Raw genomic sequence first — 15825 nt, 5'->3', positions numbered from 1 at the left:
CGGCTACTCTCGGCGCCATGGTCACTCGCGCAGACATCGGCGTCCTCGGCGGTTCGGGCTTCTACTCCCTCCTCGACGACGCGGAGGAGATCGAGCTCTCCACCCCCTACGGGCCGCCCAGCGACGTCGTCACGGTCGGCCGCATCGGCTCGCGTTCGGTGGCGTTCATCCCCCGGCACGGCCGCGACCACCGCTTCCCGCCCCACCGCATCCCCTACCGCGCCAACCTGTGGGCGCTGCGCTCGCTCGGCGTGACCCAGGTGCTCGCCCCCAGCGCCGTCGGCTCGCTCAAGGCGGAGTACGGGCCGGGCGCCATCGTCGTGCCCGACCAGGTCGTCGACCGCACCTCGGGCAGGCCGCAGACCTATTACGACGTCTCGGGGGCCGTCCACGTCTCCTTCGCCGACCCCTACTGCCCGTCCGGCAGAGCGGCCGCCGTGGCCACGGCCCGCTCCACCGGCTGGGGCGACGTCGTCGACGGCGGCACGCTGGTGGTCATCGAGGGCCCCCGCTTCTCCAGCCGGGCCGAGTCCCAGTGGTTCGCGGCCAACGGCTGGTCGATCGTGGGCATGACCGGCTACCCCGAGTCCGTGCTGGCCCGTGAGCTGGCCCTGTGCTACACCTCGCTCTCCCTGGTCACCGACCATGACGCCGGGGTCGAGGCCGGCCAGGGCGTGACCCACGACGAGGTGCTGGAGTTCTTCGCCCGCAACGTCACCCGCATGCGCACGCTCGTCGCCGAGACCGTCCAGGCCCTGCCCGTCGACCGCATGTGCCCCTGCGGCTCGGCCCTCGACGGCATCAAGCTGCCCTTCGAGCTGCCGTGAGCAGGCAGCCCGCCTGGTTGCGCGCCTGGGCCCGGCGCCGCCGCCTGATCGCGGCGGCCCTGGCCGCGCTCGGCGTCCTGGCGGCCTATGTCGCCCTGCGTCCCGCCGCGGGCCCCGAGGTCCTCGTGGCCGCCCGCGACCTCGCCCCCGGCCTCCTACGTCCGGGCGATCTCCGTCCGGCGCCGCTCGACCGTCCGCCCGACGGGGCCGTGCGCTCGTACGCGGCCGGCCGCTACCTTGCCGGCCCCATGCGCCGGGGCGAACCCCTGACCGACGCCCGCCTGCTCCATCCGGTGCCGCTGCCGCCGGGCACGGTAGCCGCTCCGGTGCGCATCGCCGACCCCGACGCCGTCGCCCTCATCTCCCCCGGCTCCACCATTGGCGTCCTGGCGGCCTGGGAGGGCGGCCGGCCGGCCCAGCTCATCGCCGACGACGTCCGGGTGATCACCATCCCGCCGGCCGCCGACGACTCCCGCACGGGCGGCGCGCTGGTGGTGCTGGCGGCCACTCCGTACCAGGCGGCCCAGCTCGCCGGCGCCCAGATCTCAGGACGCCTCTCCATCACCTTCAAAACGTAACGTCGAGTAATCGTTCGACTACGCTTCTCGGCCATGAACGGATTCAGAAAGTTCCTGATGCAGGGCAACGTCCTCGACCTGGCCGTCGCGGTCGTCATCGGGGCGGCCTTCAACTCGATCGTGCAGTCGTTCGTCGCCGATCTCCTCACCCCGCTGATCTCGGCCTTCGGCGGTCTGCCCGACTTCTCGTCGCTGAAGATCACCGTCGGCGCGTCCAACTTCATGTACGGCAAGTTCGTCAACGCGGTGATCTCGTTCCTGATGATCGCGGCGGTGGTCTACTTCCTGGTCGTCAAGCCGTACACGCATTTCAAGGAGCGCGCCGCGGCCCAGATCGAGGCGAAGACCCGCGACTGCCCCGAGTGCCTGTCAGAGATCCCGAAGGCCGCCTCACGCTGTGCCTTCTGCAGTGCCGAGGTCGTGCCCGCCTAGAGACCCGGCTTAGAGCTGCGAGTCGATCTTCGGGTCGTACTCCCAGTGCCACGGCTCGAACGGGCTGCTGTAGGCCCAGGCGGGATGGAACCACCCGTACCTCTTGGAGTTGTTCTCCATCCACACGAACTCCGTGGACCGGAACCGCTCCACCCCGCCGCACAGGTCCACAGCCAGCCCGAGACCGTGGTTGCTCCGCCCCGGCACGGCGGCGAACCCCGGCCGCCGGTAGTAGACGGACTGCTGCTCGGCCAGGCTCCGGTAGGCGTCCGTCACGCAGATCGCCTTGCCGAACCGCCTCCGGTAGGCCTCGTTGAGGCTGACGAAGGCGATCGTGGCGTCCGCCCGCAGACTGAACCCCTTCTGCTGCAACGGACAGAGCATGCTCTTGGGGATGAGCCCGTTGGGGAAGTTGTTGGCCGTGGCGGCCTGGAGGGGGTTGCAGCCCAGCGCCGCCCGTCCAACCTTGTCGATCTTGATGCCGAGCTTCACCAGCGCGGCGGTGAGCGACTTGACGATCTTGTCCGAACGCTGCCTGAGCGTGTCGATCTCGGCCGCCATCTGAGCCTCGGCCAGCAGGTTGCCCGCCCGCAACTCCTGGGCCTCGGCGGCCAGCCCCTCAGCCTGCTTGTAGAGGGTGCTGGTCTGCTCAACGGCCTGCTGCCTTACCGCGACCATCTGGGTGGTGTCCGAAAGCGCCCGCAAGGTGCCGACCCCGGCGTCCCCCGACAGGAACGGCACCACGCCGTCCGCCCCGATGGGCTGCTCGTAGAGCAACTCCGCCAGCTGCGAGACCGGCTGCCGGATGACCGCGAGCCTGCGCTCCAGGTCCTGCAGCCCGTTCAGCTTGGTCTTGAGCTCCTTCTCGGAAGCCGCGATCGTGGCGCGCCGCTTCTCCAGGGCCTTGGTGGCGTCCTCAAGCTCCTTAGCCGACCGCTCGGCCTCCTTGCGCAGCTCCGCCAGATTGCTCGGATCCCGCCGGTCCATCTGGGTCCGCGCCTGAGCCTGCGCCGCGGATGGCACGAAGAGAGAAGCCATCGCCATGACGACCGCGATCAGACCCGCTGATCGAGGGGATGGCACGTTCGACTCCTCCGTTTGCACACTCGTTACCCGGGTCAGGCACGCACGTTACTACAGCCCCCCGAGTGTCCGGACCGAACTCCGAAGAGCTGCTATGAGACAAAAAGCGCACTATGTACGGCTCCCCCTCCCCACCAGCACCGTCACCCCCCTACGCCCGACTCTCCATGAAGTCCTGCGCCTTCCCTGAGCCCTTTGGTGTGGTTTCGCCTTCGGCGGCCCGGGATCCGGCGTCGCTGTGCATCCTGGGGTCTTCTACGTGGATGCTTCGGGACGGCACGTACTGGGCAGATGTGTCAGCCGCAGTCCTGACCTGCATTCCCTGCGGGTCGTAGGCCGTACGCCGGCCTGCAGCCATCCTTGAGTCGACTGTCGAGGCGTGGCATCGCCCTGACCGGCGTCCGGCTCCTCCCTGTGCGCTTAAGCACCTTTCCTCACCCCTTCACAAGCCCCCAGCGTCCTCTCTGCCGCGAAATCGCATGACTCACCTGCCCGCGCGGACTCACCCAAGCACCCGAGCTCCTACGGCTCGGACGTCACGCGGGGAGAGCAGCGCGCCCCTATCGCCAGCGCTTCTTCGAGATCACCGCCGACAGCCTCCACGGGTATACCTTCCGGAACCGTGCGGCCTGCAGCGAGTGGGCAGTTCCTGAGCTGCGCCACCTGCCCCGCAGCCCCTCCTCATACGATGCGCACCGCCGCCAACCCCTGCGCCCTACACCGGCCTTGCACCGGACCACCGTCAAGAGCTGCCGAAGCCGACACTCGATGTCCCACCCCGCCAGAGCTGTCCGAAAGGGTAGATCCAACTCCATCAACCACCACCAGACTCACCCAAGCCACTCCCGCCGCCTCCAGACGCCACGACATAGAGGGACCAGGTCGCGCGGGCATGAACCGTCGCCGACCGGGCGACACCGCACACCACGGGCACACCCTCCTCAGCCCCTGCCCGCCGCCGCCCTCACAATCCCGACAGCCAGCCATAGCGGGCATTCTGCGCCGCCTCCTGCTCACGCTCCCGGCACATGTCCCACAGCCAGGTGTCCTCCCACTCCCCCGCACATCCAGGCGAGGGCTGCGAAGGCGTAGTCGCGTACGGCTCCTCCTCAACCACCGGAGCCGGATCAGGCGCAGGCTTAGGCGCCGCGGGCCGCACCTCCAAGGCCTCGGACGCCTCAGAGACCTTCCGCACAGGCGCCGGAATCACCCCTCCGTACCGCCGATCGGGATGCGCGGGCGCGGGCATCCACACAGGCTCGAACGCCAACCGCACCGCCCTCCGCCCCTCCATCCCCACCGGCCCACCAACCCCCTCAAACCCCCGCATGTCCCCAGCCAACAGCCCGCCGGCGAGAATCGCAGGAGCCAACAACGCCCCGAACAACACGACGGGCCGCCTACGAGCTTGCGTGGATCGCCTCCTGGTCACAGGCAGACGCTATCCACGCACGAAGCGCAGGAATCTGACCGCTTGTCATGCCTTTACCGCAGCTCAGAGCACCCATAACCAACGTCACCAAACTCACCCCGGCCCGAAGGCCCACGCACCGTCCAACTTTCGCTAGGCTTACGAGAGTCCGCCTCCGTAGCTCAGGGGATAGAGCACCGCTCTCCTAAAGCGGGTGCCGCAGGTTCGAATCCTGCCGGGGGCACTCATCTCGACCAGGTATTTCGGCCTCTGACCTGCGGTTTCTCAACCGCAGGTCCTTTGCTTGTCAGCCCCAGTTAGGTCACTCAGGGCAGCGATATGCAGCCGTAGGACAGAGTTTTGGGGACGTACGGGGGATGATCTTGGAAGCGTTTCCCGAGGTTAACCGCGGATTCTCTGACGGTCTGTTGGGGCGGACCCGTCGTATCTATGATCGGCATCGTGCAGCGCCTCGCCCTCTTCGATCTCGACAGGACGCTTATAGATCTCGGTGACGCATTCGCCCGGTGGGCGGAGGAGTTCGCCGAGCACCATCACTTGAGCCGCGAGGATGTGGCCTGGCTCGCCTCCCTGGATCAGGGCGTACATCCCCATCGAGAGGTGTTCTTCAACGAGGTCCGCGCGCACTTCGCGCTCACAGAATCCGTCGAGGAGCTCTGGGCCGGCTACCGGCAGCGGATGCCGTACCTCGTGCAGTGCTACCCCGGCGTCCTGTGCGCGCTGTCTGATCTGAGGGCCGCAGGGTGGCGCGTGGGGATCGTCACCAACGGCACGGCGGACAACCAACTCGGCAAGCTCCATCGAACCGGCCTGGCGGAGGCGGTCGACGGCTATGCCGTGTCGGGGGTTGAGGGCGTCCGAAAGCCGGATGCCCGCCTATTCCACATCGCCGCCCAACGGTGCGGAGCCGGCCTCGCCGAGGGCGGTTGGATGGTGGGTGACAACCTGGTCGCGGACATCGCAGGTGCTCAGGCTGCGGGCATGCGAGGGATCTGGGTCGATCGAGGTACGTGGCCGGGACACGAACACCGGGCCGATCATGTGGTGACGGACGTGACCGAGGCGATCACCATCATGCGTGATACGCACCAGCCGGGATAAATGTTGAGCTTATGCCGTATGAGTAGTTCGGCTCGACGGCACTTCGATTGGCACTTATCGTCACATTGATCCCACAGATAGTCGTCCTCAAGATCCAAAGGATCCGGGATGATGATGCCTCAGGAAGAGCTCGCCGCCGCGCGGCGGACGATCGAGCAGGTACGCGACCAGCACGCTAACGACGTGCGCAAGCTCATCAGCCTGCTCGAAGACGGCGCGATGAAGGGTAAGGCTGCCGACAAGCTGCTCAAGGATTGCCAGGCATGGGAGGCGGCCTATCGAGGCGTTTTCAATCGAGCCCTGGCACTGGTCGATTCCGCGCATCCTGGCCCCGCCAAGCCCACTGATCCCCTTGGGCTGAGGACCCCACCACTGAATCCGCCAGGCAGGGCCGGCCTATGAGTCCCCTCGCGAATCGGATTGGCATTGACCCCGAGCTGATGACTCAGCTGATCAACGAGATCAAACGCCTGAAGCAGACCTGGCCGGACGCGGATGCGCGCATCGCCAGTGCTTTGAGAGCGATCGGAACCGGTATGACGGGACCCGGAACGCTGACAGACATCGCCTTCCAGATCGCCCAGCAGGTCCCGGATCTCCAGCGCCGCCTGGATCTCATCGTCTCCACGCAGAAGATCGGACTTGATAAGGGTGTGCTCTGGGCGGACGAGTCGCTCTGGGTTTCGAACTCGCCCGCGAGCGGTGCGGCGTCGGCGAAGAAGGTAGCCGACGAACTACGCGAGGCACGACAAAACTTCCCCTTCTTGGACCATCCGATAAGTCAGAAGACGCTCGATGCGCTGGAGAAACACAAAAATGATCCATACTTCGCCATCGCATTCGCGAAGGAGATGCCTCCTCAGGAGCTCAAGGAGCTCTTGAGGCTTTTCAGGCAAACCCAAAGCGAGAAGAGTACACAGCAACTCCTGAGCGTTCTCGGCACCATATTGGGGACCGCGTCGCGCGGAGTGGGAAACCTGAAGCTTCCCAAGAACTACGCCGACGAGCTGATCCGCAGGAACGACGTCGCCCGAGACAGCATCAACGTGAACGAGTTGCTAAGGCACGGGTCTTTCGATGATGAATTCCTGCGAGATGTGGCGAACAAGGTATACGACAACACACAGAAGAGTCCCAGTGAGCAGGGGGACATAATTAGCTTTGGCTCAGGCCTGGCGGCAGCGCTGGCCAACAACCCCAGAGTCGCGCAAGATTTCTTTGCCGATCCGGCACGGAAACCGCTCGCCTTCTTGATGAGGGAGAACCATTGGGATGACGGAGGCCGAGACCTGGGGCGAGCGATCGAAGCCGCTACTACAACGTACCGGGATCACGCTGAACCTCCAGGAAACTCCCGCGGGTACAAGTCAGCCCTGATCGCCTCCTGGGCGGCGCATTTCTGGGCTGACAAGAGGGTTCAGCGGGCGATCCCCAAGTCCCGGCTTAGCGCGGCCCGCATCTTGTCGGCCTACATCGGCGACGTTAATCGAATCCCAGCTAGCAGCTCTAAAGAGACCATGGGCGTTACGCCCCTGGCCGACCCAGATCCGAATTTGCCTGGTCAGCAACCCTACGGCGCCCAGTTCGAGCGGCAGCCCCTCAAGGACATGATGACGTGGACGTTCGATGACCCCAGCGCAGTCAAGATGGTTACCGAAGCTCACGGCCAATACAGCCTCAAGGTTGTGGACGCACAGGCAGACCAGATCGAAGAGGCGAACCGCAAGGTGTTTGCAGAGTGGAAGAGCAACCATCCGAATGCGACCAAGGCTGAGCTTGCCGAGCAGTGGCAAAACATTGTCGAAGCAGGGATGGTCAGCGCTACGGCGGAGGAATTCAAAGCCAAAGTATTCGATCTGAGCAGGTCCCTCCACTTGATCGTAGACGCTGCCAACCTTTCCGATATCAACAAGGCGGATCGGAAGGACGAATCCTACGAAGCCTTCACGGACGCGATCATAACTACGACCAAATTGGTACTCACGCCAGCAGGAGATATCGTCCTTGCGGGATACGAGGGTATGCAGGACAGTCTTGATGACTCCTTCAAGTCAGAGGAAGGAAAGAAGGCGCGAGCTCGGGCCGGATCAACTCTCAGCCAAAGCCAGGACTTGTTCAAAGACCTTGTCGCCGGCGCGATGCTGCGACACGGACTGTTCGGAAAGGACTCGACCCCTGGCAGCACACATCCGCACGCCTCCCGCAACTACGCCGAAGGCTCACCGGGCGACTTCCTGAAGAAGGATGGACAGCTCAAGCCGCGCAGCAGTATGAACGCCACAGAGGACTTCGCATATACAGAATGGCTAGAACGATCAAAAGCCTCACGCATCTTCAACGGCATAGGATCCGCGGTTCGGAGTGGATTCATTCCGCCCGAACCACCCCCGCCCCCAAAGGGGGACGAGTGAGTAGCCGTGCCGTTCTGGCGGCCATGCTTACCGCTTTTCTGACAGCTGCTAGCTGCTCGCCCCCTCCTGCGCAGGAGGATCGGCGCCCGTTGGGCAACGTCACCGCCGATCCTCGTGAATGTGGACTCATCTCCCGCGATGCCATCGCTCGCGTCACAGGCTTGGATGACTTCTATACGGACGGCACGGAGTCGGCATCGCACTTCGCGTATTGCCAGGTGACGAGGTCGCCGGGTACATCAGAGCCCGCATGGATGTTGGTCGAACTACGAAAACCGATGGCCACGTCCATCGAAAATCTCGAAGCCACCAAGGCGAGCGACAAGGGGGCGTCACTGCCGAACGGTATGGGGCCCGGATTCAGCGCTCTGATCAGGGACAAGGCAGGGAACCCCGTAGGCGCCTACGCACTGGCATGGGTGTCTGACGGATCCAAATTGCTGTCCGTCCGGATCGCACGGGGCGCTCCCGGGCGAGACGTTCGCGCCGACGCCGTCGAGTTCGCCCGGCAACTCCGGCCCATCCTCCTGACCGCTACCTCCTGATGCCTGCGCTATCCGTAGAGAAAGTGACATGCTCGATTACGGATGAGGGAGTCTGGGCGGGAAGGCGGAAAGAGGTCGTCGCACTTTGCGGCGAGCAACGGGACTCCCGGCCTCCTTTCGCGACCCTCAGGAGCCACAGGCCTTGTCCTTCTTGGACGCCGGGGCGGCGTCGCGACTGTCGTGCGCGGAGTCCTGGGAGCATTTTCGTAGCGCTGACGAGGCGCATGCGGGTCTCGTGATTGATGACGGTTCTTCGTCCGTTCCGCCTTGTTCTTCGATTGCTTGTGATCTGTCTGCGGCACCGCCGAGGGCGAAGGCGAATGGGGAGAAGGCGTGTGCGTCGCCGGTGAGGTGAACACAGTTGGGCGTTCGGCAGGGCTCTCGCGAGACGTCGGCATCGAGACGGCCTTCCCTTGAGGTGAGGCGTTGTCTGTACCCCAGGCGCTCGACCAGACGGCGATGCTGGCGCAGGCCAGGAGGCCGGCGATGAGCACCGAACGGGTTAGACGCTCCTGGATTCGCAGGGGTGATCGCTCGGGTGGGGCAGGGGTTGAATACGTTCGCCAGTCGAGGGAGTCGGACGTGTTGAGGAGCGGGGGCCGGTTCCGAAGTGGGAGGCCGTAGGGCGGTCGCCGCAATGGGCGGGGCTCTTCTGGAGACGGCGCGGAGTGAGCGTGATCGGGGTTCATGGTCCTCCTCTCGCTGCGTGCATGACAGGGTGGCGCAGCGTGACGGGTTTCGGCAGGAACGACGCGCATGGGTGACAGCGTGAAACGAAATGGCCCCGGCAGATCCGGGGCCGAAGGTGGACAAGGGTTAGTTATGTGTCCAGGGCGTTGTTGATTTTGCTGTTGATCTGTTCTTGCTGGCCGTCGAGGCATTTGGCGTAGACGCGTAGGAGCACGTCAACGCTGTGACCGGCGCGTTTGGCTACCTCGGGGGCCGGGACGCCAGCGTTCAGCCAGAGGGAGACCGCTGCGTGGCGGAGGTCGTATGGTCGTGCCGCCAGTGATGAGGCGGCCTGTTCCGGAGTGAGGGCCAGTTTGCGGGCTTCCTGCCAGACGTAGGAGTGCGCCGAGCTGGAGTAGGTGCCGCCGGTGCCCGTGCTGAAGATCCTGCCGTCCTTGGCCGTGCCGTACGTGGCGACGTGGACGCGAAGCATGGTGACCAGGGCGGGCGGGATGGGGATCTCTCGTGTCTCTTTGTCCGCGCGATGCTTCAGGCTGCGGGACTCATGGGTCTCGCCGGAGTTGGTCCAGCGTTTTGTGCCTTGGGGCCGGGCCTTCTCCAGGACGATCAGGCCCCAGCCTGTCTCGGGCAGTGTGCAGTTCTTCAGCCGGAGGTCGGCCGCTTCCTCCGGTCGAAGGGCGGCGTAGTAGATGCAGGCGAACAGGGCTTGGAGCCGTGGGCCCCGCTTGCGGCCCACTTTGGGCAGGGCGTCGAGGAGTTGCCGTGCTTGGGCGGGGTTGACCACCGTGCGAGGGTCGATGACCGTCACGGCCTTCGGCGCCGTCCATTTGATCTCGTCGAGCGGGTTGCTGCTGAACACCTTCTGCTCGACCGCGTGTTCCAGCAGGTGATGCAGGATGGCGCGCTTGCGGCGTACCGTGTTCGCCCCCGCGGGGGCGCCAGCGAAGGTCACAGAGATGGCGTCGAGAGCCGTACGCAGGATGTGGGCTTCTCCGAGTGCCGAGAGCGGGAAGGATGCCCTTTCCAGCCAGGTCAACGCCGTTGCTTGGGCCGTCGTGAGAGCAGTACGCCTGCCCTCTGGGAGCAGTACGTGAATCCTGAGGATCTCCCGTAGTTCCACGGGGGTGGGGCGGCGCGGCGAGTCGGCCACCAGGGCGGGGATCAGGGTCAGGAGCGCGTACGCGTCCGTCTCGCGGGTCCGGGCCGCTGATGTGTTCCAGCGCCGGAGAACGTACGCCTGGGCGAACTCCAGGAACGTCGGCCCGGAGGATCCGGCGGCGAGCATCGACACCGGCAAGCCGGTGGTGATGTCGAACTCCTCCCCCGTCTTGGTGGCCTGGCGCAGGTCGGACATGAAGGCGTTGGCGAGGCCCTTGGTTCGGAAGCTCTTGGACTTGGGCTTGCCGGCGACCCGCCAGCGGGCGATGAAGACAGGAGTCTCGCGGTCCGTGCGGTGCTGGATTCCACCGAGCTTCACGTCGTACGTGGTGTTCACGCGGCCTCCCGTCGCGAGTCGAGCCAGGCTGTGAGGTCGCTCCGCCAGACGCGGAGTTCGAGGTTGGGCAGTTGGATGCAGACCGGCGCGCGGCCGAGCTCCCGCCACCGGTAGAAGGTGCGCCGGGACACCCCGCCCAACTCGGCGAGGACTTCCGGGACAGTCAGCAGTTCGTCGCGCCTACTCATCGGCGGTCACCGCCTGTCCGGGGAGCGGCGTGCCGGTGAGCGCAGCCGCGAGAACTTGGTCTCCGAGGGAGAGGCCCTGTCCGGCGTACTCCCAGTGGGCGACGACGAGGATCGTGTCTTCGTCGAAGAGAGGTAGCCGCCCGGGGCTGATCTCTTCTGTGCGCATGTGTTCTTCGCGGGCGGCGCGGAGTTTGCCGAGGGTGGTGGAGTAGTGGCGGCTCTTGGTGGAGAAGTGGCCGCGGAAGCCGAGCATGTGGGCCCAGTGGGTGAGCCGCAGGTCGGCCAGGTCAGCGTCGCTGCCCAGTCGCATGCAGGAGGTGATCAGGCGGCGAGCGTGGTCGCGGATGGGGAGGGCGTCGAGGTTGTCGAGGGGTTGGATGCGGCGGTCCAGGGTGCCGACGCATTCGGCGGCTTTGGTGGCGTACTTGGCGATGTAGGCGGCGACGGCCTGTTCGGTGAGGTCGCCGTTCATGGTGATGGGGCGGACGTCGAGCTGTATGCCCCACTGGAACGTGCGGCTCAGCGGTTTGACCTCGGCGGTCACCACGGTTGCCGCGTGCTGGACGGCTTCGGCCAGGGCGTCGGCGGTGGCCCAGGCCGGAGGCGGGGAGTCGGGGCCGTCCGGGCCGTCGAGGCGGATGACGGCGTGGAAGTGGACGACGCCGCGTCGCTGGTATTCGGCGACCTTGGCGAAGGCGATAGTGACCTGTTCGCGCAGGGCCTTGACCGTGAGGCCGTTGAGGCGGGCGAAGCGGCGGCGTAGAGCGAGGGTGAAGCGGCGCCAGAGTTCGGGGCTGATGGCGTTGAACAGGACGGAGCCGTCGTAGTCGTAGCAGTCGGGGCAGAGCGGTTCACCAAGGCGCGGGTCGTCGGCGCTGTGGCGGTCGGTGCAGGACAGGACGCGGCCGTGCGGGCAGGCTTCGGCGTTGCGGCGGGCGTGGCAGGGCAGAGCCTTTCCGTTCTTCTCCCGCCGCACGTGGACGCTCCCGAAGGACGGCGCGGTGAGGGTGACGAACAGGCACGGGTGGCTGCTGACCGTTTCCGGGACGCCCTTGCCGCCGACGAGGCCGGCGCGGACGAGCTGGTAGGTGTCGCCGCGGTAGACCTCGGCGCAGGCCGGGCAGCGAGAGGCGCGGCGGGTCTTGCACGGGACGCGCAGGACGCCGTCCGGTTCGCGGTTGGTGGTGTACCGGTGGAGCAGTTGGCCGGTGGCCTGGTCGAAGTGCTCCACCTTGCCGCGGAGATGGATGGGCTGGCGGCAGCCGCCGGTGCGCTTAATCTGGTGGGCCCAGCGGTCGTAGTCGGGGTCGTGGAGTCGGGAGATCATCCCGGCTACAGCGTGAGAGTGGGCAAGGTGGGGCAAGATGGGTTCCGTCCTATCCAGTGACGCTGGTGTGGATGGCCCCCGGCCTGGCGCGGATCTTGGCGGATGTGTGGCCAGGCGGGGGGCGCTGCGCGTTATGCGCCGTGGTTGTCGATGCCGGTGCCGTGGCAGTCGGCGCAGGTCTGGTCGTCGGTGATACCGGTGCCGTTGCAGGTGCAGCAGCAGTAGTGCGGGATCGGGATGGTCATCGGTTGTCCCTGGGGACGATGCGGACGTACACGCGGTACTTGCGCGGGTGAGCGCGGTCCGGATACGCCCTCGACATCGAGGTGACGGTGAAGACCTCACGCAGATGGATCAGACCGAGGGTGATCTCAGCGCGGTTTCCTTCGAGGCGAATTCGCATGTTGGTGAGTCCCTTAGACGTCGGGCTGGATGCAGTCGCGGTAGCTGTTCACCGCGTCATGGCGGGCTTGGGCGGCAGCGAGGATGGCCACAGCTCGGTACTCGACCGGTCCGAAGTGCACGGAGGTCGCGTAATGGCCGTACGGGGAGCTGTCGAATTCGATGGGTGAGCCGATTCGGGTGGCGATCCGGTCGACCTCGGCGCGTAGGTCCTCGTCGTCTTCGTAGTCGGGGAAGTGGTGGAGGGTGACGCCGAGCGGAGCCGGTACGTCGGGGTGGGTTTCCAGGAAGATGGCCAGGTTGAGCAGGCCGTTGATCAGTTCTCGTCGGTGGTCGTGCATGACGTTCCCTTCAGGTCCGCAGAGTGCGGAGCAGGTCTGAGGCGAGTTGGTCGGACACGCCCAGGCGAGCGCGCAGTAGGTCGTGGGTGATGGGCTTGCCGTGCTTGGTCTCGTGTTCCGTGGCCACGCGGCGGGCGTAGTCGACCAGCGCAGGGGCGGGAGCGGGTCCGGCCTCGTCGGCGGGGACGAGCGCGGGACGGTCCTCGTGCGGAACGGCTTGGGGACTCTCTGGAACGGACGGGGACGCTTCCGCCCAGGACGAGGACGTCTGTAGGACGTCCTGGGACGGTTCAGTACGGGCAGTGGTGGCGCGGCGTTCGAGCATCGAGACCGCGACGAGGAAGGCAGCGGCCGGAGTGGCTGCGGTGATCCAGCCCCAGACGGTCGGGGTGGCTTGTTGCAGGTTCGCCGCCAGGGACAGGACGACGCCGCCGGCCAGGACAAGAACGGGCCAGGAGACGAGGCCGCGCCGAGTCTTGCCTGTCTTCTTGTCGCGCTGGCGTTCACGGGCGGCCATGACGCAGGTCAGGTCGATGCAGACCGCGATGGCCCAGGCCATCCAGCCTTGCTGGCCGTTCTCGGTGGCGGTGTCGCGGATGTGGGTGAAGGATCCAGCTCCGGCGATGAGGGCCAGGACGACGACCGGGCCGGTGTCGAGCAGCCAGGCGGCGAAGCGGCGCATCTTGTTCCTCCTCTCCGGCGAGTCAGGCGGTCTGGGAGTCAGGTGTCTCGTGAGGTTGTGCGGCCATGACGTCCGCCCAGGTCGGTGCTCTGTCGGCGTAGGTGTGGGCGGCGTGTTCGGCGGCTTGCTCGCTGACGTAGAAGGAGCGGGCGCGGTACCACTGGCCGTCCTGTCCGGCGACGATGGCGACGCCGGGGGTTTCGGCGGCGATGGCGCGAGCCGAATCGAGTGCGGCCGGGTCGAGGTCGCCGAGCGTCATGGTCGCGGTCTCGGGATCGTTGACCCGATGGCAGATCCGTCCAGAGCACTGAGCCCGTAGTGCGGTGACGCCGGGGCCGAGGTCAGAGCCGATCCGCTGACCACAGCAGAACAGGTAGATGCCGAATGCCCTACCGAGCTGCGCCACCCGAAGCAGCGCGGTCGAGGTCTTGGCGATCTCGTCCTTCTCCGACTTGTCGGCCATCAGGTACAGCTCGGCCAGTTCGTCCACCAGGACGACGACCGGCACCGGTCGCATGGTGGGCGGGAGCTGCCAGATGTTGCGGGCCGAGGCCATCCGGCACACGCCCATCCGGTCGGTCATGAGCGCCACCAGGTCATCGAGCAGTCCGCCGCACTCGGCGCGGCTGGTGGCCAGCGCGGACAGCCGCGGTGCGTACGGCGTGAACTCGACGCCGCCCTTGAGGTCGAACCCGACCAGGGCGACCGGTTGCGGGGCAAGTCCGACGATGAGCGCGTTGGCCAGGTTGGACTTGCCGGACTGAGTAGCGCCCGCGTTCAGCCAGTGCGGCACGGTTCGGAAGTCGACGACCCAGGGCTTGCCGGTTTCCAGTCGACCGACGGTGACCTTGAGCAGTTCCGTCGAGGGCGGCAGGTCATCGACCCTGACCAGCGGATCGCGCAGGGTGACGGCGATCCGTACCCGTCCCGGCTTGTCGGAGGAGACGCGTACGGCGTGCACGCCCCATGAGTGCGCCAGGCGTTCGGCGACGTCGGAGTAGTCGGCGGGAATCTGGCCTTCAAGGGTGTGCAGGGTGACCCGCCAGCCGTAGCGGGTCGGGAGCGGCAGCCACATGAACGGCTTGGTGTCCACGGCTACGCGCTGGAACTTGCGCTTGACGCGTACGACGCCGGTCGAGGCCACCATGCCCGGAACGGTGGTGAACCAGAACCGCTGCCGCTTCTTGGTCAACCCGCAGCCGAGAGCGACCTTGCGCCAGGACGCCCGCACGCTGATCGCGGTCAGCGGGTAGCCGACGACGAGCCAGAAGGTGCGGTAGTGCCAGCGGCGCCAGGCCCAGAGCCCGGCCGCGACCGCGGCCAGGACTCCGAGCACGGTGTAGAGCTGGTCAGACACTGGCGGCCTCCTGCTGCGGGAGCAGGGCGGAGGCCCGGTAGGAGATGCCCCAGCGGCCGGCGATCTCCCAGACGTAGCCGACCAGGCCGACCGCGTTGACGGCGTCGCCGGCCTTGACGGGCGGCTCACCGCTGATACCGATCTTGACGAGCTCGATCCGGCCGAACTCGTCCTCGACGGACACGGTGATCTCGTAGACGGTGTTGCCGTTCTTGTCGGTCTTGATCTCGCCGGTGTCCTTGTTGAGCAGCCGCGGCCGCGGTGCCTTCACGCAGGTGATGACGAGCTTGGTGGTGTCCACAGGGATGGGGACGGTGCGCATGACGGGTGTTCCTTACGTAGTCGCGTTATGACTCTTAGTACTCATGGAACACTTGGCGTTCTAAGTTGTCAAGGGATTCCACGAAGACTTGGTTGGCATGTCGTGCGGGGTGTGCTGAAGTAGAGGTCAGACGACCTCGCGGAAGGCATGGAATGGTCGAGAAGAGCGGTCGCCCCGGCTACCTCCAGATAGCGGACGACCTCCGTACGCAGATCAGAACGGGCTCACTCGCGCCCGGCGCTGCGCTGCCCTCGACCGCCCAGCTTGGGCAGCGGTACGACGTGTCCGCCAGTGTGGTCAAGGCGGCGATCAGCGTGCTTCGCACCGAGGGGCTGATCGTCGGCCAGCAAGGCAAGGGCGTGTTCGTACGCGAGGGCGCGGCGGAGTCGCTCCAGGAGCCGGCCTCGTCGGAGGTCATGGACCAGCTCTCTCAGATGCGGAGCACTCTGGCGGCTCTCGGCGAGCGGATCGCCGACTTGGAGAAGGCCGTGTTCCAAGGGCCGAAGCGATCTCGCTGACCCGGCAGGCCAGTTCCTCCATCTCTGCGTGAATGGCCTGAAGTTCGGCCAGAATGCGTTCGTTTGCGGTCACTCTCGGCACCCCTTTTCTGGT

16 protein-coding genes and 1 tRNA gene are annotated in these 15825 nt (G+C 66.2%); 9 read left to right on the top strand and 8 right to left on the bottom strand.

What is annotated here, in order from left to right; all coding sequences use genetic code 11:
* Positions 1-17 precede the first annotated feature (17 nt).
* Genes ACIA8R_RS12825 through mscL form a run of 3 tightly spaced genes read left to right on the top strand, consistent with a single transcriptional unit; the run spans position 18 to position 1837 of the window.
* Positions 18-827 carry an S-methyl-5'-thioadenosine phosphorylase gene (locus tag ACIA8R_RS12825; RefSeq protein WP_364104197.1) on the top strand — a complete coding sequence of 270 codons (810 nt, stop codon included), beginning with the start codon at positions 18-20 and terminating at the stop codon, positions 825-827.
* Entirely contained in the window at positions 824-1405 is a 582-nt protein-coding gene (locus tag ACIA8R_RS12820) for an SAF domain-containing protein (RefSeq protein ID WP_357696255.1), read from the top strand. The genes ACIA8R_RS12825 and ACIA8R_RS12820 overlap by 4 nt, the downstream gene beginning before the upstream one ends.
* 33 nt (positions 1406-1438) lie before the next feature.
* Positions 1439-1837: a large conductance mechanosensitive channel protein MscL gene (gene mscL / locus ACIA8R_RS12815; RefSeq protein ID WP_364104191.1), complete on the top strand. Its 399-nt coding sequence runs from the start codon at positions 1439-1441 to the stop codon at positions 1835-1837.
* 9 nt (positions 1838-1846) lie between these two features.
* Here mscL and ACIA8R_RS12810 read toward each other — a convergent pair whose 3' ends face one another.
* The gene (locus ACIA8R_RS12810; protein ID WP_357696259.1) at positions 1847-2824 is read right to left on the bottom strand and encodes a D-alanyl-D-alanine carboxypeptidase family protein; all 978 of its coding nucleotides are present in this window, start codon (positions 2822-2824) and stop codon (positions 1847-1849) included.
* A gap of 1678 nt (positions 2825-4502) precedes the next feature.
* Between ACIA8R_RS12810 and ACIA8R_RS12805 the strand changes: the two genes are divergently transcribed.
* The 5 genes from ACIA8R_RS12805 (at position 4503) to ACIA8R_RS12785 (ending at position 8409) form a co-directional block, all read left to right on the top strand.
* A tRNA-Arg gene (locus tag ACIA8R_RS12805) sits at positions 4503-4575 on the top strand.
* A 206-nt stretch (positions 4576-4781) separates the two neighbouring features.
* Complete coding sequence (locus ACIA8R_RS12800) at positions 4782-5453, top strand: HAD family hydrolase (RefSeq protein WP_397038285.1); 672 nt, start codon at positions 4782-4784, stop codon at positions 5451-5453.
* 108 nt (positions 5454-5561) lie between these two features.
* A complete protein-coding gene (locus ACIA8R_RS12795; RefSeq protein ID WP_397038283.1) occupies positions 5562-5855 on the top strand; it encodes a hypothetical protein in 294 nt (97 codons plus the stop codon).
* A 38-nt stretch (positions 5856-5893) separates the two neighbouring features.
* Positions 5894-7864 (top strand): hypothetical protein, encoded by a 1971-nt coding sequence (locus ACIA8R_RS12790; protein WP_397038281.1) that lies wholly within the window; start codon positions 5894-5896, stop codon positions 7862-7864.
* 89 nt (positions 7865-7953) lie between these two features.
* The gene (locus ACIA8R_RS12785) at positions 7954-8409 is read left to right on the top strand and encodes a hypothetical protein (RefSeq protein WP_397038279.1); all 456 of its coding nucleotides are present in this window, start codon (positions 7954-7956) and stop codon (positions 8407-8409) included.
* Positions 8410-9229: 820 nt separating this feature from the next.
* Here ACIA8R_RS12785 and ACIA8R_RS12780 read toward each other — a convergent pair.
* From ACIA8R_RS12780 to ACIA8R_RS12750, 7 genes are all read right to left on the bottom strand, one after another.
* Positions 9230-10594 carry a tyrosine-type recombinase/integrase gene (locus ACIA8R_RS12780; RefSeq protein ID WP_397038277.1) on the bottom strand — a complete coding sequence of 455 codons (1365 nt, stop codon included), beginning with the start codon at positions 10592-10594 and terminating at the stop codon, positions 9230-9232.
* Positions 10591-10782 (bottom strand): helix-turn-helix transcriptional regulator, encoded by a 192-nt coding sequence (locus ACIA8R_RS12775; RefSeq protein ID WP_397038275.1) that lies wholly within the window; start codon positions 10780-10782, stop codon positions 10591-10593. Before ACIA8R_RS12775 ends, ACIA8R_RS12780 begins: the two co-directional genes overlap by 4 nt.
* The gene (locus ACIA8R_RS12770; RefSeq protein ID WP_397038273.1) at positions 10775-12109 is read right to left on the bottom strand and encodes a replication initiator; all 1335 of its coding nucleotides are present in this window, start codon (positions 12107-12109) and stop codon (positions 10775-10777) included. Before ACIA8R_RS12770 ends, ACIA8R_RS12775 begins: the two co-directional genes overlap by 8 nt.
* Before the next feature lie 416 nt (positions 12110-12525).
* The gene (locus ACIA8R_RS12765; RefSeq protein ID WP_397038271.1) at positions 12526-12852 is read right to left on the bottom strand and encodes a hypothetical protein; all 327 of its coding nucleotides are present in this window, start codon (positions 12850-12852) and stop codon (positions 12526-12528) included.
* Positions 12853-12862: 10 nt separating this feature from the next.
* The gene (locus ACIA8R_RS12760; protein ID WP_397038269.1) at positions 12863-13534 is read right to left on the bottom strand and encodes a DUF2637 domain-containing protein; all 672 of its coding nucleotides are present in this window, start codon (positions 13532-13534) and stop codon (positions 12863-12865) included.
* Positions 13535-13556: 22 nt separating this feature from the next.
* Entirely contained in the window at positions 13557-14891 is a 1335-nt protein-coding gene (locus tag ACIA8R_RS12755) for an FtsK/SpoIIIE domain-containing protein (RefSeq protein WP_397038267.1), read from the bottom strand.
* A complete protein-coding gene (locus ACIA8R_RS12750; protein WP_397038265.1) occupies positions 14884-15213 on the bottom strand; it encodes a hypothetical protein in 330 nt (109 codons plus the stop codon). The genes ACIA8R_RS12755 and ACIA8R_RS12750 overlap by 8 nt, the downstream gene beginning before the upstream one ends.
* A 152-nt stretch (positions 15214-15365) precedes the next feature.
* Between ACIA8R_RS12750 and ACIA8R_RS12745 the strand changes: the two genes are divergently transcribed.
* Positions 15366-15731 (top strand): GntR family transcriptional regulator, encoded by a 366-nt coding sequence (locus ACIA8R_RS12745; RefSeq protein ID WP_397038263.1) that lies wholly within the window; start codon positions 15366-15368, stop codon positions 15729-15731.
* Positions 15732-15825: the final 94 nt, after the last annotated feature.

This window comes from Nonomuraea sp. NPDC051191 (assembly GCF_044455665.1).
Classification (GTDB): domain Bacteria; phylum Actinomycetota; class Actinomycetes; order Streptosporangiales; family Streptosporangiaceae; genus Nonomuraea.
The sequence above is the reverse complement of the archived record's forward strand: the minus strand, read 5'-3'. Positions and strand labels throughout refer to the sequence as shown.